This window comes from Mesorhizobium sp. M0904 (assembly GCF_040319475.1).
Taxonomy (GTDB): domain Bacteria; phylum Pseudomonadota; class Alphaproteobacteria; order Rhizobiales; family Rhizobiaceae; genus Mesorhizobium.
Genome location: NZ_JAMYOC010000001.1, coordinates 40,535 through 64,679, shown reverse-complemented (window position 1 = coordinate 64,679; position 24,145 = coordinate 40,535). Strand labels below are relative to the sequence as shown.

The 24,145-nt window shown below is 63.3% G+C and carries 23 protein-coding genes, 2 tRNA genes and 1 pseudogene; 16 read left to right on the top strand and 10 right to left on the bottom strand.

The annotated features are described in order from the left end of the window. The first annotated feature begins 12 nt into the window (after positions 1-12). On the top strand, positions 13-312 hold the full coding sequence (locus tag NKH80_RS00360) for a hypothetical protein (RefSeq protein ID WP_156937369.1): 300 nt from the start codon (positions 13-15) through the stop codon (positions 310-312). Positions 313-442: 130 nt separating this feature from the next. Beyond that, complete coding sequence (locus NKH80_RS00355) at positions 443-1,231, top strand: GGDEF domain-containing protein (RefSeq protein ID WP_352988959.1); 789 nt, start codon at positions 443-445, stop codon at positions 1,229-1,231. 12 nt (positions 1,232-1,243) lie between these two features. Here the strand turns inward: NKH80_RS00355 and NKH80_RS00350 are convergent, their stop codons facing one another. The 3 genes from NKH80_RS00350 to NKH80_RS00340 form a co-directional block, all read right to left on the bottom strand. Beyond that, positions 1,244-1,546 carry a DUF982 domain-containing protein gene (locus NKH80_RS00350; RefSeq protein WP_023677662.1) on the bottom strand — a complete coding sequence of 101 codons (303 nt, stop codon included), beginning with the start codon at positions 1,544-1,546 and terminating at the stop codon, positions 1,244-1,246. A 165-nt stretch (positions 1,547-1,711) separates the two neighbouring features. Then, on the bottom strand, positions 1,712-3,793 hold the full coding sequence (locus NKH80_RS00345) for an ATP-dependent helicase (RefSeq protein ID WP_352988956.1): 2,082 nt from the start codon (positions 3,791-3,793) through the stop codon (positions 1,712-1,714). Positions 3,794-3,888: 95 nt separating this feature from the next. Beyond that, positions 3,889-4,062, bottom strand: coding sequence for a hypothetical protein (locus tag NKH80_RS00340; protein ID WP_254820276.1), 174 nt, complete (start codon positions 4,060-4,062; stop codon positions 3,889-3,891). Positions 4,063-4,194: 132 nt separating this feature from the next. On the opposite strand from NKH80_RS00340, the gene NKH80_RS00335 reads away from it, so the two are divergent. The 7 genes from NKH80_RS00335 (at position 4,195) to NKH80_RS00305 (ending at position 13,179) form a co-directional block, all read left to right on the top strand. Further along, positions 4,195-4,374 (top strand): hypothetical protein, encoded by a 180-nt coding sequence (locus NKH80_RS00335; RefSeq protein ID WP_352479267.1) that lies wholly within the window; start codon positions 4,195-4,197, stop codon positions 4,372-4,374. 447 nt (positions 4,375-4,821) lie between these two features. Beyond that, positions 4,822-6,699 (top strand): ABC-F family ATP-binding cassette domain-containing protein, encoded by a 1,878-nt coding sequence (locus NKH80_RS00330; protein ID WP_352988953.1) that lies wholly within the window; start codon positions 4,822-4,824, stop codon positions 6,697-6,699. Positions 6,700-6,835: 136 nt separating this feature from the next. Then, the gene (locus NKH80_RS00325; protein ID WP_352594409.1) at positions 6,836-7,243 is read left to right on the top strand and encodes an SMI1/KNR4 family protein; all 408 of its coding nucleotides are present in this window, start codon (positions 6,836-6,838) and stop codon (positions 7,241-7,243) included. Positions 7,244-7,312: 69 nt separating this feature from the next. Next, complete coding sequence (locus tag NKH80_RS00320; protein WP_352988950.1) at positions 7,313-9,421, top strand: molybdopterin-containing oxidoreductase family protein; 2,109 nt, start codon at positions 7,313-7,315, stop codon at positions 9,419-9,421. Between the two features lie 98 nt (positions 9,422-9,519). After that, the gene (locus NKH80_RS00315) at positions 9,520-10,176 is read left to right on the top strand and encodes a DUF2270 domain-containing protein (protein WP_502900891.1); all 657 of its coding nucleotides are present in this window, start codon (positions 9,520-9,522) and stop codon (positions 10,174-10,176) included. A gap of 171 nt (positions 10,177-10,347) precedes the next feature. Further along, positions 10,348-12,570: a cation:proton antiporter domain-containing protein gene (locus NKH80_RS00310; protein WP_502900893.1), complete on the top strand. Its 2,223-nt coding sequence runs from the start codon at positions 10,348-10,350 to the stop codon at positions 12,568-12,570. A 378-nt stretch (positions 12,571-12,948) separates the two neighbouring features. Beyond that, a complete protein-coding gene (locus NKH80_RS00305) occupies positions 12,949-13,179 on the top strand; it encodes a DUF680 domain-containing protein (RefSeq protein ID WP_352988941.1) in 231 nt (76 codons plus the stop codon). 107 nt (positions 13,180-13,286) lie between these two features. Here the strand turns inward: NKH80_RS00305 and NKH80_RS00300 are convergent, their stop codons facing one another. The 4 genes and pseudogenes from NKH80_RS00300 to NKH80_RS00285 all read right to left on the bottom strand — a co-directional run bounded on the left by NKH80_RS00300 (position 13,287) and on the right by NKH80_RS00285 (position 16,851). Further along, a complete protein-coding gene (locus NKH80_RS00300; protein ID WP_352988939.1) occupies positions 13,287-13,802 on the bottom strand; it encodes a SixA phosphatase family protein in 516 nt (171 codons plus the stop codon). Between the two features lie 389 nt (positions 13,803-14,191). After that, the gene (gene purN / locus NKH80_RS00295) at positions 14,192-14,899 is read right to left on the bottom strand and encodes a phosphoribosylglycinamide formyltransferase (protein WP_352705304.1); all 708 of its coding nucleotides are present in this window, start codon (positions 14,897-14,899) and stop codon (positions 14,192-14,194) included. After that, the gene (gene purM / locus NKH80_RS00290) at positions 14,896-15,960 is read right to left on the bottom strand and encodes a phosphoribosylformylglycinamidine cyclo-ligase (RefSeq protein ID WP_352472623.1); all 1,065 of its coding nucleotides are present in this window, start codon (positions 15,958-15,960) and stop codon (positions 14,896-14,898) included. Before purM ends, purN begins: the two co-directional genes overlap by 4 nt. Before the next feature lie 235 nt (positions 15,961-16,195). Further along, positions 16,196-16,851 (bottom strand): annotated as a pseudogene (locus NKH80_RS00285) (glutathione S-transferase family protein). A 217-nt stretch (positions 16,852-17,068) separates the two neighbouring features. Here NKH80_RS00285 and NKH80_RS00280 point away from each other — a divergent pair. Genes NKH80_RS00280 through hdaA form a run of 3 tightly spaced genes read left to right on the top strand, consistent with a single transcriptional unit; the run spans position 17,069 to position 19,516 of the window. Then, positions 17,069-17,626 (top strand): CDP-alcohol phosphatidyltransferase family protein, encoded by a 558-nt coding sequence (locus NKH80_RS00280; protein ID WP_023677645.1) that lies wholly within the window; start codon positions 17,069-17,071, stop codon positions 17,624-17,626. Further along, entirely contained in the window at positions 17,598-18,809 is a 1,212-nt protein-coding gene (locus NKH80_RS00275; protein WP_254820263.1) for an AI-2E family transporter, read from the top strand. The genes NKH80_RS00280 and NKH80_RS00275 overlap by 29 nt, the downstream gene beginning before the upstream one ends. Before the next feature lie 5 nt (positions 18,810-18,814). Then, positions 18,815-19,516 (top strand): DnaA regulatory inactivator HdaA, encoded by a 702-nt coding sequence (hdaA, locus tag NKH80_RS00270; RefSeq protein ID WP_352705431.1) that lies wholly within the window; start codon positions 18,815-18,817, stop codon positions 19,514-19,516. Between the two features lie 198 nt (positions 19,517-19,714). Here hdaA and NKH80_RS00265 read toward each other — a convergent pair whose 3' ends face one another. Next, the gene (locus NKH80_RS00265; RefSeq protein ID WP_352988936.1) at positions 19,715-20,716 is read right to left on the bottom strand and encodes a GlxA family transcriptional regulator; all 1,002 of its coding nucleotides are present in this window, start codon (positions 20,714-20,716) and stop codon (positions 19,715-19,717) included. A 129-nt stretch (positions 20,717-20,845) separates the two neighbouring features. Here NKH80_RS00265 and NKH80_RS00260 point away from each other — a divergent pair, with 129 nt between their 5' ends. Further along, positions 20,846-21,673 carry an alpha/beta fold hydrolase gene (locus NKH80_RS00260; protein ID WP_352479278.1) on the top strand — a complete coding sequence of 276 codons (828 nt, stop codon included), beginning with the start codon at positions 20,846-20,848 and terminating at the stop codon, positions 21,671-21,673. Positions 21,674-21,766: 93 nt separating this feature from the next. On the opposite strand, the gene NKH80_RS00255 is transcribed toward NKH80_RS00260, so the two are convergent. After that, a tRNA-Pro gene (locus tag NKH80_RS00255) sits at positions 21,767-21,843 on the bottom strand. A gap of 160 nt (positions 21,844-22,003) precedes the next feature. Between NKH80_RS00255 and NKH80_RS00250 the strand changes: the two genes are divergently transcribed. The 3 genes from NKH80_RS00250 to NKH80_RS00240 all read left to right on the top strand — a co-directional run bounded on the left by NKH80_RS00250 (position 22,004) and on the right by NKH80_RS00240 (position 23,716). Beyond that, positions 22,004-22,309, top strand: coding sequence for an ETC complex I subunit (locus NKH80_RS00250; RefSeq protein ID WP_352479279.1), 306 nt, complete (start codon positions 22,004-22,006; stop codon positions 22,307-22,309). 50 nt (positions 22,310-22,359) lie between these two features. Then, positions 22,360-22,436, top strand: a tRNA-Arg gene (locus tag NKH80_RS00245). A gap of 59 nt (positions 22,437-22,495) precedes the next feature. Further along, a complete protein-coding gene (locus NKH80_RS00240) occupies positions 22,496-23,716 on the top strand; it encodes an anion transporter (RefSeq protein WP_352508881.1) in 1,221 nt (406 codons plus the stop codon). A gap of 106 nt (positions 23,717-23,822) precedes the next feature. On the opposite strand, the gene NKH80_RS00235 is transcribed toward NKH80_RS00240, so the two are convergent. Then, positions 23,823-24,134, bottom strand: coding sequence for a cupredoxin domain-containing protein (locus tag NKH80_RS00235; RefSeq protein ID WP_352508883.1), 312 nt, complete (start codon positions 24,132-24,134; stop codon positions 23,823-23,825). Positions 24,135-24,145: the final 11 nt, after the last annotated feature.

The following is a 24,145-nucleotide window of genomic DNA, read 5'->3' as shown; positions in this document are numbered from 1 at the left end:
CTGGGGCGGCTGGTGAAGCGGACGGTGGATAGAGGACGATCTGCCGAGATTGCAAAACGCGCCAAAACATTTTATGGAGCGCACGGTCGTGAGGGCGGCCGCTTCAGCAGCATTCAGCAGCAACAGCGAGAATTGGCACGCATGCCCAATGAACCCTTGCGCCTTGTGGCGTTCTTCGCCGTGGTCCTGGCGCTTCTCAACTCCGGTTATTATTTCCACCAGGGCGACATCGTCGCGACCATCTATTTCATGATCGGCGCCATTCTTGTGACCGCGGTGACGCGGATGAGCATCAGAAGGCAGCTGATTTAGGACCGATCTTCTTATCTGGCCGCCATCTCGACGGCTGGTTCGCTTCGACTGCGATCGAATTGAAAGCAAAGTCTTAGGACTTCGTTTGCGCTGTTGCTTCAAGGTAGCCTGCTGAAGCAGGAGCAAAAGCATGCAGATCGATTTGTCCCCGACGAGCTGGGGCAGGGTCGTGGCGGTTACCGTCGCAGGCACGGCGGTCTGCATTGCAGCCGCATTCCTCGTCGATTCCTTCAATTTCCCATATTTGTCGCCGGAAGCGCTGTGGCGGGCGCAGCTCACAGACCTGCTGCTGCCGCTTGTCCTGGCCAGCTCGTTCTTCTTCTTCCTCATGTGGAAAATGCGCCAGCTGGCGATCGCGCAGAAGGTACTGGCCGTCGTCGCGGCGACCGACAGCCTGACGGCGGTATTCAACCGGGGTGCATTTTCCATGCTCGTCGAGGCCTATCTCGAACAGGCCCGCGGCCATTCCGTCGTAAATGCCGGAGCCTTGCTGATCGTCGATGCCGACCATTTCAAATCCGTCAACGACCGCCTCGGCCACGACTGCGGAGACCAGGCGCTCAAGCTGATCGCCAAGACAATCCAGGGCCAGCTACGCGGCGCCGACATCGTCGGCCGGATCGGCGGCGAGGAATTTGCGGTTTTCCTTCCCGGCGCAGATCCTTCGCAGTCCTGGCTGGTGGCGGAGACAATTCGCCGGCGCGTCCGTGAGGCGGAGTTCACGCCTGGCGGCCGGCCCTGTCCTCTCACGGTCAGCATCGGCGGCGTCGCCTTCAGCGGGCCGACCACCTACGCCGAGATGTTCGTGGTGGCGGACAAGCACCTTTACAAGGCCAAATCGAACGGCCGCAATCAGGTCAGTTTCGAAACCGCGGCAGCGGGCGACCCGCCGGGCGGCGGCCCGATGACGGTCCATTGATGGTCGTTTCTGTCAGGCGGCGTAGCCGCCGAGGCCCCGGGCGACCGGCTTGACCGAGACTGCCGGCTGGGCGGCCGGCCAGAGGATGCCTGCCGTCACGGCGAAGGTGATCAGGGCGTCGCGTGCCGCTTCGGCCGAGATATCGCCGGCACGTGCCGCCTCGCAGGCCTTTACCGCGGCGCCATAGCTCAGCCGCCGGCGGGAAGGCGGGAACTCGGTGAGGAATTCGTGCATCTCGGAGAACGAAGCGATCGTACGCTTGTAGCCGGCGCCAACGGTTAGGGCGACCGGGGTGGAAAACGTCCTGTCGTGCATTCTGGCCTCTCGAATGGGCGGAGGTCACGGCGGACGCCGTTCTCCGGTCTGGGGGTCGGGCAGAAACGCGGATCACGGCGCGAGGTTCCATGTTGCCGGGATTGTTTTTTTCGCCGGCTTCGGGAGCGGTCGCCGGGCGAGCAGCGCCGACGTCGAGGCGGGTGCCTATTTCCACATACCGCGCATGCGGGCGCCGAGGTCGACACGCACCTGCGGCTGGCGGCGCGGATCGTCTCTGGCCTGGACGCTGGCCCATGCCACCTGCTCGAAGGCGCCGAGGATCGAGCGCGGGATGAAGCGCGTGCGCGAGGCATAGACATGGCGGTCGCCGCGCGCCGCCTGGCCGTGGACGAAAAAGCGATGCGGCATGACCAGGTGCAGGCTGTCCTTGGCCCGCGTCATCGCCACGTAGAGCAGCCGCCGCTCCTCGTCGACGTCCTCCTTGCTGCCGACGCCGAGATCGATCGGGATGCAGCCGTCGACGGTGTTGAGCACGAAGACGTTCTTCCACTCCTGGCCCTTGGCCGAATGGATCGTCGACAGGATCAGATAATCCTCGTCGCGGTGCGGCGGCCCGGCCTCGTCGCTGGTCGCGTCCGGCGGATCGAGTGTCAGCTCGGTGAGGAAGCGCTCGCGCGACGCATAGCCGGAAGCGATCTGCTCGAGCTGCAGGAGATCGGCCCGGCGCGTCGTTGCATCCTCGTGGATACGTTCCAGATGCGGCTCGTACCAGAGCCTGACCTGTTCGATGTCGGCCGGCCATTTTTGCGCGCCGGCACGCAGGCCGCTATAGAGCGCGACAAAGCCCGGCCAGTCGTCGGCGGCACGCTGCGGCGGCCGATAGCGGGCAAGCCCCATCGCCTCGTCAAGCGAATTTGCCATGGTCTCGACGATCGCATTGGCGGCCGAAGGGCCGATGCCCGGCAGAAGTTGCAGCACGCGAAAGCCGGCGACGCGGTCGCGCGGGTTTTCGGCAAAGCGCAGCACGGCCAGCATATCCTTGACGTGGGCGGCATCGAGGAATTTCAGCCCGCCGAACTTGACGAAGGGGATGTTGCGGCGCGTCAGCTCGATCTCCAGCGGGCCGCTATGGTGGGAGGCGCGAAACAGCACCGCCTGTGCTTTGAGAACGGTGCCGGCCTCGCGTTCGGTGAGTATCGCCTGGCAGACATAGCTCGCCTGCTCGGTCTCGTCGCGCACACTCACCAGCTTCGGCTTTTCCGCCGATTTGCGCTCGGTCCAGAGATTTTTGGTGAAACGTTCCGAAGCTTCGCCGATCACCGCATTGGCCGCCGCCAGGATGGTCTCGGTCGAGCGGTAGTTGCGCTCCAGCATGACGACCTCGGCCGGCTGCGCGAACTGCTTGGGAAAATCCAGGATATTGCGCACTTCCGCGGCGCGGAACGAATAGATCGACTGCGCGTCGTCGCCGACCACCGTCAGCCCCGATCCGTCGGGCTTGAGCGCCGTCAGGATCGAGGCCTGCAGCCGGTTGGTGTCCTGGTACTCGTCGACCAGCACATGGTCGAAACGTGCACCCAGATGCGCGGCGATTTCCGGCTCGCCGGCCATCTGCGCCCAGTAGAGCAGCAGGTCGTCGTAATCGAGCACGTTCTGCCCCTGCTTGGCCTCGACATATCGGGCGAACAATTGCTTCAGCTGTTCGGCCCAGCCGGCGCACCACGGGAACACCGAACCCAGCACCTCGCCGAGCGGCGCCTGTGCGTTGACGGCGCGCGAATAGATCGCCAGGCAGGTGCCCTTGGTCGGGAAGCGGGCTTCGGTCTTCGAAAACCCAAGCTCGTGGCGGGCGAGGTTCATCAGGTCGGCGGAATCCTCGCGATCGTGGATGGTGAAGGCCGGATCGAGACCGATCTCCAGCGCATAATCGCGCAGCAGCCTGGCGCCGATGCCGTGGAACGTGCCGGCCCAGCTCAGCGCATCGGTGATCACCGAGACATCGCGCCCCAGCACCTCGCCGGCGATGCGCTCGACCCGCTTGGCCATTTCCGCCGCGGCACGGCGCGAAAATGTCATCAAAAGGATGCGGCGCGGGTCGGCACCCCTGACGATCAGATGCGCGACCCGGTGCGCCAGCGTGTTGGTCTTGCCGGAGCCGGCGCCGGCAATCACCAGCAACGGTCCGGCGATCTTGCCGTCGCCATGTTCGACGGCAAGCCGCTGCTCGGTATTGAGCTTCGCCAGATAGGCCGGCTGGAAGGACGAATCACGGGCGGCGAGGTTCATCGCCCATCAAGCATCGTTTCTGCTTTGTTCGCAACAGTTTGCGGAGCCGGAATAGGGCTCGTGAACGAAGAAGCCTTTGCGGACAGGCCTGTCGACTAACGCTCAGGCTCAACGCCCATGCTTGCCGATTGCCGCCGCAGCGCCTCGCGATCGTCCTGTGGCGGCGGCAACAGCAGCGGATCGAAATCGTCGGGCACCTCGTCGATCACTTTCCTGGCGACGCGATAGGCAACATAGACGATTGCCCCGGCGATGAGCAGACGGATCATGCCTTCCTCCATTGATTGTGCAGCAACCGGAGACGCGGCATTTTGTTCCCCGGCTCCTCGGCGAATGCGGGAACGACACCGGACGCGCAACCAAATCGCCGACGCCTCGTTGTCGGGCGAGAGGAGACTGCGATGAAAAAGCGCTCAATCCTGCTGCTTATGGCAGCTCTGACTGTTGCGGGTTGCGACAACAACATCCAGCCGACCAAGGCCCCTAGCGATACCGTCGAGCAGAACCCGCAGGTCGACAAGAATCCGGTGCCGAAATCGACGACCGGCGGCGATCAGCCCGGCACGCCGCCGAAACAATGACTGCCTCAAATGGAGTCGGCTCCGGTCAAGGAAGGTGGCCGGCGCCGCTTGGGAGGAAGCTGATGGCGCCGGCCAGGCGGAGATCAGGCCCGCCGCACATCCAAGGATAGCCGAGTCTTTCCGCAGCGTCATGGTTGATAGCGTACAGACGGCACGCCCCTGTGGACAAACCTGCCGGCCACAGCAGCGTTTGTTCATCACATTGTTCGTTCTTCCCATGGAACAAACCAAGCTGCTGCGTGTTTGGATGTCGATCGGACGCTCCCAAGGCCGCCGTTCACGAAAGAGCCCGCTCTCCTTGTCCCCCCTCAGGATAGCGGGTTCTTTTTGCGTTTTGCGGGAAGTCGCGGCGCGGCCGCTGACTTGCTTGCCGGTTTTCGCGGCTTATGCGGCGAACCGGGGCTCAAGCCCTTGCGAAGCATGGTTGTCCCGTGCAAAAGCCCGGCCATGCTGATCATCAACGACCTTTCGCTCCGCATGGCCGGACGCCTGCTTCTCGACCATGCCTCACTGACCTTGCCGGCCGGCAGCAAGGCTGGCCTTGTCGGCCGCAACGGCACCGGCAAGACGACCCTGTTCAAGGCGATCACCGGCGACCTCGCCTCCGAGACCGGCTCGATCAGCCTGCCCAAGAACACGCGCATCGGCCAGGTCGCGCAGGAAGCGCCGGGCACCGAGGAGCCGCTGATCGAGATCGTGCTCAAGGCCGATCTCGAGCGGAGTGCGCTGCTCGAAGAGGAAAAGACGGCGACCGATCCGCACCGCATCGCCGACATCCACATGCGGCTGGCCGATATCGATGCGCACTCGGCCGAGTCACGCGCCGCCACCATTCTCGCCGGCCTCGGCTTCGACGATGCGGCGCAGCGGCGGCCGGCCTCGTCCTTCTCCGGCGGCTGGCGCATGCGCGTCGCGCTGGCCGCCGTGTTGTTTGCCGAGCCCGATCTGCTGCTGCTCGACGAGCCGACCAATTATCTCGATCTCGAAGGCACGCTGTGGCTGGAAAACTACGTGTCGAAATACCCGCACACCGTGCTGCTGATTTCGCACGATCGCGACCTGCTCAACCGCGCCGTCAATTCGATCGTCCATCTCGACCAGAAGAAGCTGACCTTCTGGCGCGGCGGCTACGACCAGTTCGAGCGCCAATACACCGAGCAGCGCGAATTGCAGGAGAAGGGTCGCGTCAAGCAGGAAGCCGCGCGCAAGCACATGGAATCCTTCGTCGAGCGCTTCCGCGCCAAGGCGTCGAAGGCGAGGCAGGCGCAGTCGCGCATCAAGGCGTTGGAGAAGATGAAGCCGATCGCCGCGATCGTGAACGACACGGTGCGGCCGTTCTCCTTTCCGGAGCCGGTGAAGACGGTGGCCTCGCCGATCATTGCGCTGAACAACGTCAACGTCGGCTACACCGAGGGTGCGCCGATCCTGAAGAAGATGACGCTGCGCATCGATGCCGACGACCGCATCGCGCTGCTCGGCGCCAACGGCAACGGCAAGTCGACTTTCGCCAAGCTTTTGGCCAGCCGGCTGAAGCCGGAGACCGGCAGCATGACGGTGGCGCCCGGGCTGAAGGTAGCAATCTTCGCCCAGCACCAGCTCGACGACCTCAGGCCAGACGAAAACGCCTATGAGCATGTCCGCCGGCTGATGCCGGATGCGCCGGAATCCAAGGTGCGCGGCCGCGTCGCCCAGTTCGGCCTGACCACCGAAAAGATGAACACCGCCGCCAAGGATCTGTCCGGCGGCGAGAAGGCCCGGCTCCTGATGGGCCTGTCGGCGTTCGAGGGGCCGAACCTGTTCATTCTCGACGAGCCGACCAACCATCTCGACATCGACAGTCGTGAATCGCTGATCCACGCGCTGAACGATTTTCCCGGCGCGGTCATCCTGATCTCGCACGACCGCCATCTGCTCGAAGCGACCGCCGACCGGCTGTGGCTGGTCAAGGACGGCGCGGTTAACCCGTATGACGGCGACCTCGAGGATTACAAGACGCTGGTCACCGGCGTCTCCGGCGACCGCCGCGGCAAGCGCGAGGCGGACAAAGCGTCGAAGGCCGACCGCCGTCGCGATGCAGCCGCGCGCCGCGCCGCCTTCGAGCCGCTGGCCAAGGAAATCCGCGCCACTGAAGCGCTGATGGACCGTCTCCGCAAGCGCATCGACCTGATCGAGGACGAACTCGCCAATCCGGCCGTCTACGAAAAGGACCCGTCGACCGCGACAAGGCTGGCCAAGGAGCGCTCACAACTTGCGCAACAGCTGGCCGGCCATGAGGAAAAATGGCTGTCGATGTCGGCGGAGTACGAGGAAGGCACGGCGGAGTAGGAAGAGCGCAATCTCCCCCCTCGCGGGGGAGATGCCCGAAATGCCGCGCCTACGACGCGTTGCTCAAGCGTGTCGCGGTCATGTGGCCGGGTACGTTCCCGGATACCCAAATGGTTCGCGGTAGGAGGTGAATGAGATGCTTGAAGGTCGGGAGTGGCGCAAAAAAGATGGAGCGTCAGACGAAGCGATCGAGAAACTCAGGGACGTGGGGCCTTTGGTCCTGCCTGAAAGCTATGTTGCCCTTCTCTCTTTCAGCAACGGTGGTGAGGGCCCCCTGCCAGTCCAGCCGCTATGGCTTGCCTTGCACGCTGCGGAAGAGGTGATCGAAATAGAGCAACAGGGGACATTCAAGGAGTTCTTTCCGGGTTTTTTCGTTATCGGCAGCAACGGGGGCGGCGAGGCGATTGCGTTCGATCTACGCACAGTGGGGCTTTATCCGCTCGTTGCGTTTGACATGACAAATATCGATCTTGTCGAAAGCGTTTGGCCCATTGCGCCGGACTTTGATGCATTCTTGGACTTGATCGGCCTTTCCGACGAATAGCCCAGAGGGGGATGTAGGCCCGCCCATCTGGCCCTACACGCCGCTATCACAACCGGCTAGTTTGCTCCCATGAATCAGCACGCCAAGCTCAAAATCGGCCATTCGGCCTGTCCGCATGATTGCCCTTCGACCTGCGCTCTCGAGGTCGAACTGCTCGACGAAAAGCGCATCGGCCGTGTCCATGGCGCCAAATCCAACAGCTACACGGCCGGCGTCATCTGCGCCAAGGTCGCCCGCTATGCCGACCGCGTCCATCATCCCGACCGCCTGCTGAAGCCGCTGGTCCGTGCCGGCGCCAAGGGCGACGGCGCCTGGAAGGAATTCAGCTGGGAGGCGGCGCTCGATCTGGTCGCTGAAAAATTCATCGCGGCGGAGGCAAAATACGGCTCGGAGACGGTCTGGCCCTATTACTATGCCGGCACGATGGGGCTGGTGCAGCGCGACGGCATCGAGCGGCTCAGGCACGCCAAAAAATACTCCGGCTTCTTCGGTTCGATCTGCACCAATCTGGCCTGGACCGGCTGGATGATGGGCGCCGGCGCGCTGCGCGGACCCGACCCGCGCGAAATGGCAAAGTCCGACTGCGTGGTGATCTGGGGCACCAACGCCGTGGTCACGCAGGTCAACGTCATGACCCACGCCATCAAGGCGCGCAAGGAACGCGCAGCCAAGATCGTCGTCATCGACGTCTACGAAAATGCAACGATGAAGCAGGCCGATCTCGGCCTGGTGCTGAAGCCCGGCACCGACGGCGCGCTGGCCTGTGCGGTGATGCATGTGCTGTTCCGTGACGGCATGGCCGACCGCGCCTATCTGGAAAAATACACCGACGATCCGCACTGTCTGGAAGCGCATCTTCAGACAAGGACGCCGCAATGGGCCGCTGACATCACTGGGCTTTCCGTCGACGAAATCGAGGCCTTCGCCCGTCTCGTCGGCACGACGAAGAAGACCTATTTCCGCCTCGGCTACGGTTTTTCGCGGCAGCGCAACGGTTCGGTCAACATGCATGCCGCGGCCTCGATCGCGGCGGTCACCGGCTGCTGGCAGTATGAGGGAGGCGGCGCCTTCCATTCCAATTCCGGTATCTTCAAGCTCAACCAGGAGCTGCTGGAAGGCACCAGGATGCGCGATCCCTCGATCCGCCATCTCGACCATTCGCGCATCGGCCCGGTGCTGACCGGCGCCAAGGATGCGCTCTATGGCGGTCCGCCGGTGACGGCGCTGCTGATCCAGAACACCAATCCGGTGAATGTCGCGCCCGAGCAGCGGCTGGTGAAGCAGGGCTTCCTGCGCGACGATCTCTTCACCTGTGTGCATGAGCAGTTCATGACCGACACGGCAAAGCTCGCCGATGTCGTGCTGCCGGCGACGATGTTCCTCGAGCATGACGACGTCTACAAGGGTGGCGGCAACCAGCACATCACGCTCGGGCCGAAGCTGATCGACCCGCCGGAAGGCCCGCGCACCAACCATTTCGTCATCGAGGAGCTCGGCAAAAGGCTCGGTGTCGCCGACCGTCCGGGCTTCGGCATGACCGAGCAACAGCATATCGATATCATTCTGGGCAAGCGCGAGCTGGGCAGCTTTTCGAGCCTGAAAGAGCAGAAATGGCTCGACCTGCAGCCGGATTTCGCGGCCGCGCATTTCCTGGACGGCTTCGGCCATGCCGACAAGAAATTCCATTTTCGCGCCGACTGGACGGGCCAGGCGGCGCCCAACCGGCCGCCGAAAAGCATGGGCCTGTTCGGGCCTGTGGAGCAGTTGCCGGAATTTCCCGATCATGTCGACCTGATCGAGGTCGCCGACGCGGCGCATCCGTTCCGGCTGACGACCTCGCCGGCGCGCAATTTCCTCAATTCGACCTTTGCCGAAACGCCGGTATCGCAGGCAAAAGAGCGCCGGCCGGAGCTGCTCCTGCATCCCGATGATGCGGCGGCACTTGGTGTCGCCGACGGCGGCCGTGTCGAGGTCGGCAACCAGCGTGGCGAAGTGGTGCTGCACGCAAAACTGTTCGACGGCATCAAGCGTGGCGTGGTCGTCGCCGAAGGCATCTGGCCGAACAGCGCCCATGAGCGCGGCGAGGGCATCAACGTGCTCACCGGCGCCGATGCGCCGGCGCCCTATGGCGGCGCCGCCTTCCACGACAACAAGGTCTGGCTGCGCCCAGCGGGTTGAGCGTCGGAACGATATCTCCATCCGGCCGTTTTCGCGTGGCGGGTGGAGGCATTGTCATGGCGGAAGTGTTGCCGGCGCCGGATCCCATCGGAAGGACATTGTCGTCCGGCGAACTCGTAACCACGATGTCCCACTTTCATCGCGCCGAGATTGCGCGCATGGCTGGGTGGCGCGACCGCCTGGACCGGACGAGCAACTGGGCGATAACCGTTGTCGCGGCGATGCTTTCCGTCTCGCTTTCGACAGCCAGCGCTCACCATGGCGTGCTGCTGTTTGCCATGCTGCTTGTCCTGCTGCTGCTGTGGATAGAGGCCCGCCGATATCGCTTTTTCGACTTCTATCGGGCTCGCGTGCGCCAGTTCGAACGGCACTATTTCGGGCAGATATTCTCGCCGCAGCCGGACTTCGCGTCCGATTGGCTATTGATCGTCGGCGAGAGCCTGCGCGCTCCAAAATTCCTGATTTCGCAACGCGTGGCTTTGGCGCGCCGCCTGCGTCGCAATTACATCTACATGCTGCTGATTCTGCTGCTGGCCTGGATCCTCAAACTGTCGACCCCCAGTCTTCTGACCGAAGGCGTCCCCATCGGCTTCGTCGGGTCGATGCGTGAGGCCGTCGCCAGTGCTGCGCTGGGTCCAGTTCCTGGTGGCGCCATCGTCGTGCTGGTCGCCGTCCTCTATGCGGGCCTGCTGGTGACAGCCTTTCTGACAGAGAGCGACGACGGCGAACTCTCCTTCGGTGACGTTCACGTCTAGCAACGCAACGCCCTGTCGCGCGTTGTTGGGCACGTGCACTTGGGCGATGGGGGTTTCATGGCTTGGCAGGCTCCGACACGTTCCAGCCTGGCGCTGCTGGTTTGCGCTTTCGTCCCCGCAGGCGCGGCCGGGGCAGCGGAGACGCTTGTTGCCGGGACCAAGGCCTCCGGCATGGGTGGTTCGGGCGAAGGCGCTTTCGTCGCCGAGATCGTGCTTCTGCTGCTTGTCGGGCGCGGCCTGGGCGAAGTGTTGCAGCGCTATGGCCAGCCGGCAATCATGGGCCAACTCATCGGCGGCATCCTGCTCGGTCCTTCGCTGTTCGGCTGGCTGTGGCCGTCGGCCCAGCACCTGATCTTTCCCCCCGATCCCGCGCAAAAGGGCATGATCGACGCCGTCTCGCAGCTCGGCATCCTGATGCTGCTTTTGCTGACCGGCATGGAGACGGACCTGCGGCTGGTACGCCGGGTTGGCGCGGCCTGTTTTTCCATTTCGGCTACCGGCGTCGTGATGCCCTTCATCTGCGGTTTCGCGCTGGCGCAGTTCCTGCCGGACGCATTGCTGCCCAACCCGACGCAACGCACCGTTGCCGGGCTGTTCCTGGGCACCGCGCTGTCGATCTCGTCGGTCAAGATCGTCGCCATGGTGGTGCGCGAGATGAACTTCATGCGCCGCAACCTCGGACAGGTGATTATCTCCTCGGCGATCATCGAGGACACGATCGGCTGGCTGGTCATCGCCGTAACCTTCGGCATCGCCACCAATGGCAGGCTGCAGCTCGTACCGCTGGTGACCACCATCGCCGCCGTGGCACTGTTCATGGTGTTCTCCTTCACCATTGGCCGTCGTCTTGTCTTCACCTTGATCCGCTGGACCAACGATCAATTCCGCAGTGAGTTTGCGGTGATCACCATGATCCTTATCATCATGGGCGTCATGGCGCTGATCACCAACATGATAGGCGTCCATACGGTGCTGGGGGCGTTCGTCGCCGGCATCCTTGTCGGGGAATCGCCTATCCTCTCCAGCCATATCGAAGGCCAGCTGCGCGGCGTCATCACCGCGCTGTTCATGCCGATCTTCTTCGGCATGGCGGGGCTTTCCGCCGATCTCACAGTGCTCGCCGACCCGACGCTTGCCATGCTGACGGGCGCACTTGTGGTCATCGCCAGCATCGGCAAGTTCGGCGGCGCATTCATCGGCGCCAAGCTCGCCGCCATGTCGTTCAAGGAAGCAATCGCCGTCGGCAGTGCAATGAACGCGCGCGGCTCGACCGAGGTGATCGTCGCCAGCATCGGCCTGTCGATGAACATCCTATCGCACAACCTCTTCACCATGATCGTCACCATGGCCGTGATCACCACCTTGGCCATGCCGCCGATGCTGCGCTGGGCGCTCGGCCGGCTGCCGGTTGGGCATGACGAGCAGCAGCGTGTCGAGCGCGAGGCGTTGGACGAATACGGCTTCATTTCCAGGTTGGAGCGGCTGCTGGTGTTGGTCGACGACAGCAGGATCGGCAAGTTCACTGCCTATCTCGCCGGACTGGTCGGTGGAGGCAGCGGCATGCCCACCACATTGCTTCGCCTGCCCACCACCTTGCTTCAGCCGAAAGACGGCCGAGTTGACAGGCCGACCGACAGCAAGGGACAGGAGCGCGCCCTGCAGGAAATCAAGAAGGGCGCAAAAAAAAGCGCTCAGGCGGTGAAACGGATCGAAGATACGCTTGTCGACAGAGTCCACCTGACGGCCCGCACCGAATTGGAGGCCACGGGTGAGACGATCGCCGAAGAGGCCCGCAAGGGATACGGTCTGTTGCTGGTCGGCCTTGACAATGTGCTGACCGCCGATGGCGCCTTCGCGCCGGCCCTCAACGACATTGCCGCAGGATTTGACGGCCCGCTTTGCCTGGTCCTGAACGGCGGCAATGCTGCCGAAAAGATGCCGACGCTGAAGGCCGGAACCAGCATTCTCGTCCCCGTCAACGGTACCCAGGTGGCGCGTCGCGCCGCCGACTTGGCGCTGGCGCTGGCCCGTCCAAACCGGGCACGGATCAAAGTTCTCTACGTTTCGCAAAAGGCAGCCAAGGGCCGCAGGTCGACATCGGTGTCGCATAGCCGCGAAGAGGCCGTGCTGAAAGACATCGCCGATTTGGCGGGCCGCTACGGCCTGCATATCGACACAGCGTTCCATACCCGCGTCACACCCGACAAGGCCATCACCCGGGAGGCGGCCAACGGCGCGGCGATCGTCGTGATGGGCGTCACCCAACGTCCGGGTGGGGACCTGTTCTTCGGCGAAACCGCCGGCGCTGTTTTGGCCGCCTGCAATTGCCCCGTGGTGCTTCTGGCCAGCGCGCGGCCCAAGCATGACGCCGCTGGCGCTGAGCTGGCGGCGTGATATTCATGGCGCGCACTGACCCGTCGGCAGACATGTCGACTGAGGCTCTGAAGCGCTGATCAGTCAAACGTAAAAGAACTCGAACCGAACGGTTCGGTTCTGTTGACGGAGCGTACAGGAAAGGGTGAACGCCGGCTCCCAGAATGTTCGCCCAGAAAATCACCAATGACCGCGTAACCAATTGAAAATAAAGAAGAACAGTGTGGCGGAAGGAGCCGCATGTCGAATTTCAAGCTGCCAATTTGGCACACCCGTACAAAATTTTCGTGATTGGAAACGACAGACTTGCCGACCCATCTCGGGGTGGTCCGAGCGACGCGAATTCCTCCCAAGGCACGCCACTTGACGGACAGAACAAAGACTACCGGAGTACCCGAAATGACCAAGATTGCTCTTACCGCCGCCATCCTTGTTGCCACAGGCACTGCTTTTGCCGGCAGCGACCACTATGGCTCGGACAACGTCAACCAGCCGGCCGCTCCTGCTGCCAACGTCGACAACACGTTTACCGGCTCCATCCGCAAGCCGGTTGCTTCCGAGCATACCGGTGCCAAGACGACTTCCGAGTCGGTGGCGCCTGAATCCGGCCAAGGCAACTGGGGCCGCTGATTATCACGGCCCGGAGCACAAAGAACGGCGGGCTTGGCCCGCCGCTCTTGTTTGTGCGAAGCGGGTTTGGCCGAAGGTCGGCGATCCCCCGGCCTGCCAGGCAATCCCTAGCGAAGATCCTTTGGCCAGATGCAGTGCGTCAGCCGGGCGCCGCCGAAGGTAAGACCGGCCCAATCGCCATCGACGTCAAACCGGGCCAGGGCCGCGGTCGGGAATTTATCCGCCAGTTTTTTCAGCGCCGCTTCATCCGATCCAGCCCCGGCAAGACCGCGCGCGAACTCCTCCAACCCGGGATTGTGGCCAAGCACCAGCAGCGTTCCGGTTCCCGCCTTTACCTGTCGCACCTTGGCGAGGATGTCCGCCGCCGCTGCCTCGTAGAGCGCCTGGGCAATTTTGGCCTGCACCTTTGCCGGCAATTCCGCCGAGAGCAGCCGCCACGTGTCGCGGGTGCGCAGCGCCGGCGATACCAGCGCCAGCTCCGGCAGCCAGCCGCGCCGGGCCAGTTCGCGTCCGACCAGCGGCGCTGCCTTCAGCCCGCGCGCGGACAGCGGCCGGTCGAAGTCGATGAGGTCGGGATCGTCCCAACTCGACTTGGCGTGACGCAGCAGCAGCAGTTGCTTCATGGATTCAATTCAAGTCCAAGGGATGTCCGGCTGAAAGTCTTTCCATATCCGCCGCCATGTCTTGCACCCGTGACGGTATCAAAACTCGCCCAAAGCGCACCAAAGATAAACAGGCCTACGCACCGTTCATCTTTATCCCATCTGACCGAAATGTCTGCTTCAGTAATGGCCCAATCGCCCGATCGAACGTGAATTGCACCGACGACAGGACCTACACGCCCGTCCTCGATCCGACAGAGATAAAAATATGCCGTGGCACTTTTCGGATGGTCCGCCTCGTCGTACTCGAAGACGCCGGCCAGATCACGCTTTGTCCGGATCGCGCTGTCGAAACGTCCATTGGTCTATTTCTGCCGACCCGACGATTTATTGGCCTTTTCTACGGACCCTCACGGGGTGATCCGCGCCAGGTGCTCGAGGTCGGTCTCTTCGCGCAGCGGGTCGGGCGCGATCACCACCGACGCGGCGTTGTCGGCATCGTCGGCGAAGCGCGAAAACACCGTGCGGCCGCCTTCCATCCGCGCCTTGCCTTCGGCGACCAGCCCCAGCGCCAGCGGATAGAGTTGGTGCTCGGCCTTGAGCACGCGCGCGGCCAGCGTATCCTCATTGTCGCCGACCATCACCGGCACCGCGGCCTGGGCGATGATCGGCCCGTCATCCATGTCGAGCGTGACGAAATGCACTGTGCAGCCATGGATGCGCATGCCTGCGCGGAGCGCCCGCGCATGCGTATCCAGCCCCTTGAAGGCAGGCAGCAGGGCAGGGTGGATGTTGACCATGCGGCCCTGCCACTTCTCGACGAAACGCGCGCCGAGAATGCGCATATAGCCGGCCAGCGCGACGATCTCGGCGCCAAAAGAGACAAGGGCCGCGTCGATCGCCCCGTCATGCGCTTCCTTGCCGGCATGGTCCGAGCGCGAAATCACCCTGGTGGCGATGCCGCGCGCCGCGGCGATGCCGAGGCCGGCGGCATTGGCGCGATCGGAGATGACGCCGACGATTTCGGCCGGATAGGCCGGGTTGCTCGCCGCCGCGATCAGCGCCGTCATGTTGGAGCCGCGCCCCGAAATAAGCACTACGGTGCGTTTTCTGGTCATAGGCCGATCGAGCCCCGATAGATGACGCCGGCATCGCGGCGCGGCACGATCTGGCCGATCGGCGTCACCGTCTCGCCGGCCTCCTGCAGAACGGCGGCGACCTGCGCCGCCTGGCCGGAGGCGACGACCAGGATCATGCCGATGCCGCAATTGAAGGTGCGCATCATCTCTTCCGGCGCGACGCCGCCGGTCTTGGCCAGCCACGAAAACACCGGCGGCACCTCGATGGCGCCGAGATCGAGCTCGGCCGAAAAATCCTTGGGCAGAACGCGCGGGATGTTTTCGGGAAAGCCGCCGCCGGTGATATGGGCCAGCGCCTTGATGCCATGCGTGTTGCGGATCGCCTTGAGGATCGACTTGACGTAGATGCGCGTCGGCTCGAGCAGCGCCTCGGCCAGCGTCGCCTCGTCATTGAACGGCGCCGGATCGCCCCAGCCAAGGCCGCTTACGGCGACGATGCGGCGGACCAGCGAGAAGCCGTTCGAATGCAGGCCCGACGAGGCAAGGCCGAGCAGCACGTCGCCCTCGACGATGTCGTCGGTCGGCAGCAACTGGCCGCGTTCGGCGGCACCGACTGCAAAGCCGGCAAGGTCGTAGTCCTTGTCGTGATACATGCCGGGCATTTCCGCCGTCTCGCCACCGATCAGCGCGCAACCGGCCTGCCGGCAGCCGGCGGCAATGCCGCCGACGATCGAAGCGCCCTGGTCGGGATCGAGCTTGCCGGTGGCAAAATAGTCGAGGAAGAACAGCGGTTCGGCGCCCTGCACGACGATGTCGTTGACGCACATGGCGACGAGGTCGATACCGATCGTGTCATGCTTGCCGGCATCGATGGCAATCTTCAGCTTGGTGCCGACGCCGTCATTGGCGGCGACCAGCACCGGATCGGTAAAGCCGGCTGCCTTGAGATCGAACAGGCCGCCGAAACCGCCGATCTCGCCATCGGCGCCCGGCCGGCGGGTGGCGCGCACCAGCGGCTTGATCTTCTCGACCATGAGATTGCCGGCGTCGATGTCGACGCCCGCTTCGGCATAGGTGAGCCCGTTCTTGCGCTTGCTCATACTCTTTCCCTGCTTTCTCGGGCTCTTCGCATGAACGGTTTCGGTCCGCAAGGATAACGGCGCTGAAACTGCCGATCTCCCCACTTGAGGGGAAGATGGCCGGCAGGCCAGAGGGAGGCGCTGTCCAGGGCGCTGTCCGCCGACCTGCCGATCGGCACCATTGCGCATCCAGGTCAAACCCCAACCGGGTTCCAGATATCAATGAGCTTGAGAAAGACCTGCTGTCGGCTCAGCTTTATGAGGTAATGCTGGTTGATGGGGCGTTGATCGCAAATTGCGCGGTGAAAGCCCGGATATAAGCCGGCCGTGCTTCCCCGCGCGCTACATAGGCAGCCAGTTTTGATATTCGTCCAAAATGCCGGACATTCTTAGTCGCAGCAGCACTGACACCATCAATAAATCGCCCGCGCTGAACGTATCATCGAGCCAGTCGGCGACGCCTAAGTGGGCCGAGAGTTTGTCCAGCCGAGCCCGAACACGGTCCTTTACCAACGGCAAGCGCTCCTCGCTCCAAGGCTTGTCACGTTCGAATATTCTTGCCGTCGTTAATTCGAGGATCGGCGGCTCGACGGTGTTAAGTGCGGCAAACATCCACGTGATCGCACGCGCGCGGGCATTGCGATCCTTCGGCAGCAATCCCGTATGCTGCTCAGCAAGGTGAAAGACGATCGAGCCGGTTTCGAACAGCGAGAGAGAACCTTCCTCATAGGTGGGGATCTGGCCGAAGGGATGGATGGCCAGATGGCCAGGCGCCTTCATTTCTGCAAAGGAAACAAGACGAACCTCATACGGCTGCCCCACTTCTTCGAGCGCCCAGCGAACGCGCGTATCGCGCGCCAGTCCCTTGCCGCCATCGGGCGATCGTTCAAAAGCTGTGATAGTGATTGTCATCGCGTCCGTTTCCTTGCTCGCGGTCCAGGAAGGTCTGGGCGAATTCTTCGGCTTCCCATCGTGAGACGAATGAGCCTCCCCGAAATCGACATCTGTCTTGACCTATTTCATTGCTGGCGCCCTCGAGGGGTGATTGGCAGCTTCTGTGTCGCTTCTCACTTGCCGTAACCCTCCATCTCCATCATGTATCGACAAACAAGAGCGACGGGATATGCGTTTGACCATCCCCAACATGATCACGATCATGCGCTTCGTGCTGGTGCCGGCAGTGGTGCTGGCCATGCTGCAGGAACGCTGGGACTGGGCGTTTGCCGGCTTCCTCATTGCCGGCATTTCCGACGGCGTCGACGGCTTCATCGCCCGCCACTTCAATCAGTTTTCCAGGCTCGGCGCCTATCTCGATCCGATGGCCGACAAGCTGCTGCTGGTTTCGGTTTTCGTGGTCCTGGGCTTCAGTGGCGAACTGCCGCTGTGGCTGGTCGTTACCATGGTATCGCGCGACGCACTGATCGTCTGCGCCGTGCTTTTATCCACCGTCATGGCGCATCCGGTTGAGATGAAGCCGCTCCTGGTGTCGAAGGCCAACACCGCGATCCAGATCGTGCTGGCGGCAGTGGTGTTGGGCGAACTCGCCTTTGACATCCGTCTCGATCCGCTGAGGCCGGCCCTCATATTGCTGTCCGGGGTCTTGACCGTGGCTTCGGCCGCGGCCTATCTCGTGGCTTGGCTGAGGCATATGAGCGGCTATGGCGAAGGCTCCACACCCGGCACCTGAACATCGGGCACCTGACGAACGGTCCATCGACGCCGAGGCCGAAGCCGCGGCAGCGGAGGCTGCGGCATCGGCGTCGTTTCGCCGGCAGATCCGCTTCTGGCTGGTCAGCGCCATCATCCTCGCCGTCTTCCTTTACGTCTTCAGCGGCATCCTTCTGCCCTTCGTTGCCGGCATGGTGCTCGCCTATTTCCTCGACCCTGTCGCCGACCGGCTGGAGCGTCTCGGCCTGTCCAGGCTGATGGCGACGGTGGTCATCCTCGTCGCTTTTATCGTCGTCCTGGTGCTGGCCGTCGTCATCCTGGTTCCGGTGCTCGCCTCGCAGATGGCTGATTTCGCCAGCAAGCTGCCGGACTACCTGACCCGGCTGCAGAGCCTGATCACCAGCTTCGACCCGAAATGGCTGGAAGAGAAATTCGGCGTCGACGCCAATGGCCTGCGTGAAGGCTTGAACTCGCTGCTGACCTCCGGCTTCGGCCTCCTGACCACCGTCTTCACCTCGATCTGGAGCTCCGGCGTTGCGCTGGTCTCGGTCGTCAGCCTGTTCGTGGTGACGCCGGTCGTCGCCTTCTACATGCTGCTCGACTGGGACCGCATGGTGGCAATCGTCGACAGCTGGGTGCCGCGCGACTATGTCAAGACCGTCAGGGCGATCGCCAGGGATATCAACACGGCAACCGCCGGCTTCGTGCGCGGACAGGGCACGCTGTGCCTGGTGCTGGGCGCCATGTATGCCACCGGCCTGACGTTGACGGGCCTGAATTTCGGCATCCTCATCGGCCTGTTTGCCGGGCTGATCTCGTTCATCCCCTATGTCGGCTCGCTGACCGGCCTGGTGCTGGCCGTCGGCGTCGCCTTCGTCCAGTTCTGGCCGGACTGGACCATGATCGCGGCGGTGGCCGGCGTGTTCTTCGTCGGCCAGTTCATCGAGGGCAATATCCTGCAGCCGCGGTTGGTCGGCAAAAGCGTCGGTCTGCATCCGGTGTGGCTGATGTTCGCGCTGTTTGCCTTCGGCGCGCTGTTCGGCTTCGTCGGCCTGCTGATCGCCGTTCCGGCTTCCGCCGCCGTTGCCGTTCTGGTGCGCTTCGCCATCGCGCGCTATCTCGAATCGCCGCTCTACAAGGGCCATGCCGACGAGCCGGTGCCGCCGCTGCAGGTGCGCCGCCGCGGGGGCGCGCGCGGTTGAGCCAGATGCCGGACAAGATCGATCCGCCGCGCCAATTGCCGCTCGATCTAGGCCACGGCACCGGCTATTCGCGCGACGAGCTCGTCGTTTCCAGCACCAACAGCCAGGCGGCGGCGCTTGTCGACCGCTGGCCGGACTGGCCGTCGCCGGTTGTCGTGCTGGCCGGGCCGGCCGGCTCCGGAAAAACCCATCTGGCCTCGATCTGGCAGACCCGCGCCGACGCGGTCAAAGTGGAGGCCGGCCGCATCGGCGAGCGCATCGAAAATCTTGGTGCGCATCCGGCCCTGATCGACGATGTCGATGCCGGCCCGGTCGACGAGCACGGTCTGTTCCACCTGATCAATGCGGTGCGCGGCGCCGGCTCGACCTTACTGTTGACGGCGCGCCGCTTTCCCTCTGCCTGGGGCGTCCGGCTGCCCGACCTGGCATCGCGGCTGAAGGCGGCGGCTACCGTCGAGATCCACGAGCCCGACGACCTCTTGCTGGCCGGCGTCATCACAAAGCTGTTCGCCGATCGCCAGGTCGAGGTCGAGCCGCATGTCGTGCAATATTTGGTGCGCCGCATCGAACGCTCGCTGGCCACCGCAATGCGGGTGGTCGAACGGCTCGACCGCACCGCGCTCGAGCGCAAGACGCCGATCACCCGCGCCCTAGCAGCCGAGACCGTCAGCGCCATGGATGAAGGGCAGGGCGAGTTCGAGATTTAGAGGATTCCAGTTCAGCCGCCGTCCCATTTTGGGAAAAAAGGCTGGCATCTGTCTTGCAAGAAAGAGCTTGCCGGCTAATCCCGGTCCTGATTGCGTATCAAATCAGGTAGTAGGCTCGTCGGGATGGAGTGGTTGGGGTTCTCGCCCGGCGAGCTTGCCGTCAGATGCATCTGGTAGCGCCATTGCGGCGGCCAGGTCTCAACTTTCACCTCCTGCAATCGCGGCTCGTTCCACGCCAAAGCGCCGGCGATAATCGCCGGGCACCAGCCCGGTTATCCTGGCGAATACCTTGCGGAAGGAGCCGGGATCGTCATAGCCGACCTCCCAGGCGATCTGGTCGATCGATCGCATCGTGGTTTCCAGCATCTCGCGCGCCTTGCCGACCCGCAGGTGCTGACAATATTCGGTCGGCCTCAGGCCAGTGGCGTTGCGGAAGCGTCGCAGAAAGGTCCGCTCCTCCAGCCCCGCATGCTCGGCCATGGCGCCAAGCGTCACGTCGCGCGCGCCGTTCGCCTGCAGCCAGTGCTGCACCTTGAGGATCGCTTCGTCGTCATGGGTCAATCGCGGCGCAAACGGGCTGTAAAAACGTTGCTGGCGGCCCGGTGGATCGACCAGCATGAAACGCGCCGTGTCCATCATGACGGCTGACCCGAGCACCCTGTCCACCAGCTTCAGGCCGAGATCGGTCCAGGCCATGTAGCCGCCGGCGGTAATGATATCGCCATCGTCGATGACCAGTCTGTCGGCGTCGAGCAGGATGTCTGGGAAGCGTAGCGCCAGCGCGTCGCGATAAGCCCAGTGCGTCGTCGCGGCGCGACCGGACAACAAGCCGGTCTCGGCAAGCACGAAGGCGCCGGCGCAGACCGAACCGAGCGTCGCGCCTGCCGTGTGGCGATCCCTGAGCCAGCCGGCATAGGGCGCGGCTGCTTCCCGAGCGATCGGATCCCCCAACGTCGGCGGGAGGATAACCATGGCTGGTTCATTGTCGGCGCCGGGCTCGCTGTCGAAGCTGCGGACTACGGTGTGGCCCGAGTCCTCCAATTGCCAATGACTGACGCGAAGCCTCGCCGCGTCCGGCGACCGCTCGACAGCCAGCCGGTTTGCCAGCATGAAAAGATCGGTCAGGCCGAGCACGGCTGCTTCCTGCACGCCGGGATACAAGACGAGGCCGATTTCGATCAGATCACGCGCAGCCGTCATTTGTCAGTTTTGCCACGTTGAATGTCCGTTTTGCCAATGCTCACCCTGACCGCACTGTTATAATTTTTCCAGCTGAGGGGGCTAAAAGCTTCCCTGTTACCCCCAACTTTTCCATCAAGGAGTAGGACGATGAGCACATTCACCACCCATGACGGCACCGAGATTTTCTACAAGGATTGGGGCAAGGGCCAGCCGATCGTGTTCCATCACGGCTGGCCGCTGAGCTCAGACGACTGGGACAACCAGATGCTGTTCTTCCTCGAAAAGGGCTACCGCGTCATCGCACATGACCGCCGCGGCCACGGCCGCTCGTCGCAGACCGCGACCGGCAATGAGATGGACACCTACGCCGCCGATGTGGCGGCGCTGGCGGCGCATCTCGATCTCAGGGATGCGATCCACATCGGCCACTCGACCGGTGGCGGCGAGGTGGCGCGTTACGTCGCGCTTTATGGCGGCGGCGGCCGTGTTGCCAAGGCGGTGCTGATCGGCGCCGTGCCGCCGATTATGGTCAAGACCGACAGCAACCCCGGCGGCTTGCCGATCGAAGTCTTCGACGGCTTTCGCGCCGCCCTGGCCGCTAACCGCGCCCAGTTCTACAGGGATGTGCCGGCCGGCCCGTTTTATGGCTTCAACCGCGAGGGCGCCAAGGTCTCGCAAGGCGCCGTCGACAATTGGTGGCGCCAGGGCATGATGGGTGGGGCCAAGGCCCATTACGACTGCATCAAGGCCTTTTCCGAGACCGACTTCACCGACGATCTAAGGAAGCTCGACGTGCCCGTGCTCATTATGCACGGCGACGACGACCAGATCGTGCCGATCGCCGATTCCGCGCTGCTTGCGATCAAGCTGGTGAAGCATGGCACGCTCAAGGTCTACAAGGGCCTGCCGCACGGCATGTGCACCACCCATCCGGAGATCATCAATCCGGATCTGCTGGCCTTCATCCAGGGCTGACGGCTTGGGTATCGGACGGGCAGCGCAGGCTCGTGCTGTCCGTCCGCTCGAGCGTGATCCGCTTGCGCTGCCGATGAGATTCGCTGTGAGGAATGGTCGGAGTGGAGAGATTCGAACTCCCGACCCTCTGGTCCCAAACCAGATGCGCTACCAGGCTGCGCTACACTCCGAACGGTCTGTTGCCTAGTGATTTCAGCCCACCAAAGCAAGCGTAAAAAGCCATCGGCCTTGCTGCCGGCGGCATTGCGCAGTAATGACGGGCTAGTGCATGGCCAGAGAACAGTAATCTGGTGTCGGGGTCGTGCGCTTGCAACCAGCAATGAGGTGGTCATGTCAGCCCGCATTTTCAGCCCAGCCAAAACCGCGATGCAGTCCGGCAAGGCCAAGACCGGCCATTGGGTGCTGGAATTCGATCCGGAGCAGCGCAAGAAGATCGATCCGCTGATGGGCTACACCACGTCCGGCGACATGCGAAGCCAGATCAGGCTGACCTTCGACACAAGAGAAGAGGCGGTCGCCTATGCCGAGAAGGAAGGCCTGGCTTTCCGCGTCGAGGAGCCGAAGGAAATCAAGCGCCGCCAGATTTCCTATGCGGAGAATTTCCGCTATGACCGCAGGACGCCCTGGACGCATTGATCCCATACCGGCCCTGCCGGCACAATCCGCCGGTCATGCGGCCGGCCAGCGGTCCCGTAGCTCAGCTGGATAGAGCACCGGCCTTCTAAGCCGATGGTCACAGGTTCGAATCCTGTCGGGATCGCCAATATCTCACAGGTCCATTCGGGACAGGTTCACTCGCCAGTCGCATAGGATTTCCGACACATGACAGCGATGGGCGCGGCGGCGCTGCTGATCCTTGTCCTGACTTATGCCGGCGTTGCCGTCGGCAGAATACCCGGGCTGCGCCTCGACCGGGCAGGGATAGCACTGCTCGGCGGTGCGGCGATGATCGCCATCGGCGCGCTGGACATGGAAGACGCCTACCGCGCCATCAGCTTCGACACCATCACGCTTCTGCTCGGCATGATGATCGTCGTGGCGCATCTGAAAGTGTCGGGCGCCTTTCGCGCGCTCGGCGGGTTCGCCATCGAGCATGCGCATGCGCCATTCATGCTGCTGGTGATGGTGACGCTGTTGACCGGCGTCCTGTCGGCATTCCTCGTCAACGACGCTATCTGCCTGGTCATGGCGCCGATCGTCGTCCATGTCACCCGCGTCATCAACCGCAACCCGGTTCCCTATCTGATCGCCACGGCGACCGCATCCAATTGCGGCAGTGTCGCGACCATCACCGGCAATCCGCAGAACATGGTCATCGGCGCCCTGTCGGGGATTTCCTATCCGGCCTTCTCGGCGGCGCTTGCGCCGGTGGCCCTGTTCGGCCTCGTCGCCGTCATCGTCATCGTCCGCATCGTTTACCATGCCGAATTTTCGCGCAAGGCCGAGCTCAGCCCCGAAGTCTACCGAGGCCGCATGCTGCCGGGACAGGTGCTGAAGGCGGTGGTCGTCTGTATCGGTTTGGCCATCGCCTTCTTTGCCGGCGTTCCGGTTGCCAAGGCGGCGCTGATCGGCGGCGCGATTCTGTTGCTGACCCGCGCCATCAAACCTGAGCGCATCTATCGCGAGATCGATGGGCCGCTGCTGTTCATGTTCGCCGGGCTGTTCATCGTCGTCGCCGGAGCCGAGAAGACGCTGCTTACGCCCGACATCGTCGCTTCGGCAAAAGACCTTGGGCTGAATGATGTGTGGCGGCTGTCCGGCTTCACCGCGGTGCTGTCCAACATCATGAGCAATGTCCCGGCCGTGCTGGCGCTGAAGCCGTTCGTGCCCGGACTGGAAAACCCCGAGCGGGCCTGGCTGGTCGTCGCCATGAGCTCGACGCTGGCCGGCAATTTCACGTTGCTCGGCTCGGTCGCCAATCTGATCGTTGCCGAGCACGCGCGGGTCTCCGGCAAACCGCTGGGCTTCATCGCCTTCTTCAAGGTCGGCCTGCCGTTGACGCTGGTCACCCTTCTTGCCGGGACGGCATGGCTGGCGGCCTAGAAGCGCGTCGCATTCGACCGACCTCATGCGGCGCGCATTAGGCTCTTTTTCATCATGTCGTTGTCGCAAAACCGCTGCACACTTTTGCGCGGCATGCATTAGCCGGTCAGGGCGATGTCACCGTCAGATGGCCTTTCATGTTGGGATGGAAGCGGCAGAAATAATCGACCGATTCCGCCTTCTTCACCGTCAGGCTCGCCGCCTTCTTCGGCGGGATCATCACTTCCCAGGCGCCGTTGACGGTTGCCGTGTGGGCGAACACGTCCTTGTTTACCCACCTGATCGTGTCGCCGACCTTCGCCTCGATCTTCGCCGGCGAAAACACAAGCTTCTCGATCGTCACCTCGATGGTTTCGGCCTTGGCCGGCGCGGCACCCATGGCCAATGCCAGAGCAACCCACAGATGCCGCCGCGACATCATTGGCTCGA

What these genes read in the sequence shown, in the direction of transcription:
- NKH80_RS00355 (WP_352988959.1), top strand. Translation starts at nt 443, where the DNA reads ATGCAGATCGATTTGTCCCCGACGAGCTGGGGCAGGGTCGTGGCGGTT.
- NKH80_RS00350 (WP_023677662.1), bottom strand. Translation starts at nt 1,546, where the DNA reads ATGCACGACAGGACGTTTTCCACCCCGGTCGCCCTAACCGTTGGCGCC.
- NKH80_RS00345 (WP_352988956.1), bottom strand. Translation starts at nt 3,793, where the DNA reads ATGAACCTCGCCGCCCGTGATTCGTCCTTCCAGCCGGCCTATCTGGCG.
- NKH80_RS00340 (WP_254820276.1), bottom strand. Translation starts at nt 4,062, where the DNA reads ATGATCCGTCTGCTCATCGCCGGGGCAATCGTCTATGTTGCCTATCGC.
- NKH80_RS00335 (WP_352479267.1), top strand. Translation starts at nt 4,195, where the DNA reads ATGAAAAAGCGCTCAATCCTGCTGCTTATGGCAGCTCTGACTGTTGCG.
- NKH80_RS00330 (WP_352988953.1), top strand. Translation starts at nt 4,822, where the DNA reads ATGCTGATCATCAACGACCTTTCGCTCCGCATGGCCGGACGCCTGCTT.
- NKH80_RS00325 (WP_352594409.1), top strand. Translation starts at nt 6,836, where the DNA reads ATGCTTGAAGGTCGGGAGTGGCGCAAAAAAGATGGAGCGTCAGACGAA.
- NKH80_RS00320 (WP_352988950.1), top strand. Translation starts at nt 7,313, where the DNA reads ATGAATCAGCACGCCAAGCTCAAAATCGGCCATTCGGCCTGTCCGCAT.
- NKH80_RS00310 (WP_502900893.1), top strand. Translation starts at nt 10,348, where the DNA reads ATGGGTGGTTCGGGCGAAGGCGCTTTCGTCGCCGAGATCGTGCTTCTG.
- NKH80_RS00305 (WP_352988941.1), top strand. Translation starts at nt 12,949, where the DNA reads ATGACCAAGATTGCTCTTACCGCCGCCATCCTTGTTGCCACAGGCACT.
- NKH80_RS00300 (WP_352988939.1), bottom strand. Translation starts at nt 13,802, where the DNA reads ATGAAGCAACTGCTGCTGCTGCGTCACGCCAAGTCGAGTTGGGACGAT.
- purN (WP_352705304.1), bottom strand. Translation starts at nt 14,899, where the DNA reads ATGACCAGAAAACGCACCGTAGTGCTTATTTCGGGGCGCGGCTCCAAC.
- purM (WP_352472623.1), bottom strand. Translation starts at nt 15,960, where the DNA reads ATGAGCAAGCGCAAGAACGGGCTCACCTATGCCGAAGCGGGCGTCGAC.
- NKH80_RS00275 (WP_254820263.1), top strand. Translation starts at nt 17,598, where the DNA reads ATGGCGAAGGCTCCACACCCGGCACCTGAACATCGGGCACCTGACGAA.
- hdaA (WP_352705431.1), top strand. Translation starts at nt 18,815, where the DNA reads ATGCCGGACAAGATCGATCCGCCGCGCCAATTGCCGCTCGATCTAGGC.
- NKH80_RS00265 (WP_352988936.1), bottom strand. Translation starts at nt 20,716, where the DNA reads ATGACGGCTGCGCGTGATCTGATCGAAATCGGCCTCGTCTTGTATCCC.
- NKH80_RS00260 (WP_352479278.1), top strand. Translation starts at nt 20,846, where the DNA reads ATGAGCACATTCACCACCCATGACGGCACCGAGATTTTCTACAAGGAT.
- NKH80_RS00250 (WP_352479279.1), top strand. Translation starts at nt 22,004, where the DNA reads ATGTCAGCCCGCATTTTCAGCCCAGCCAAAACCGCGATGCAGTCCGGC.
- NKH80_RS00240 (WP_352508881.1), top strand. Translation starts at nt 22,496, where the DNA reads ATGACAGCGATGGGCGCGGCGGCGCTGCTGATCCTTGTCCTGACTTAT.
- NKH80_RS00235 (WP_352508883.1), bottom strand. Translation starts at nt 24,134, where the DNA reads ATGTCGCGGCGGCATCTGTGGGTTGCTCTGGCATTGGCCATGGGTGCC.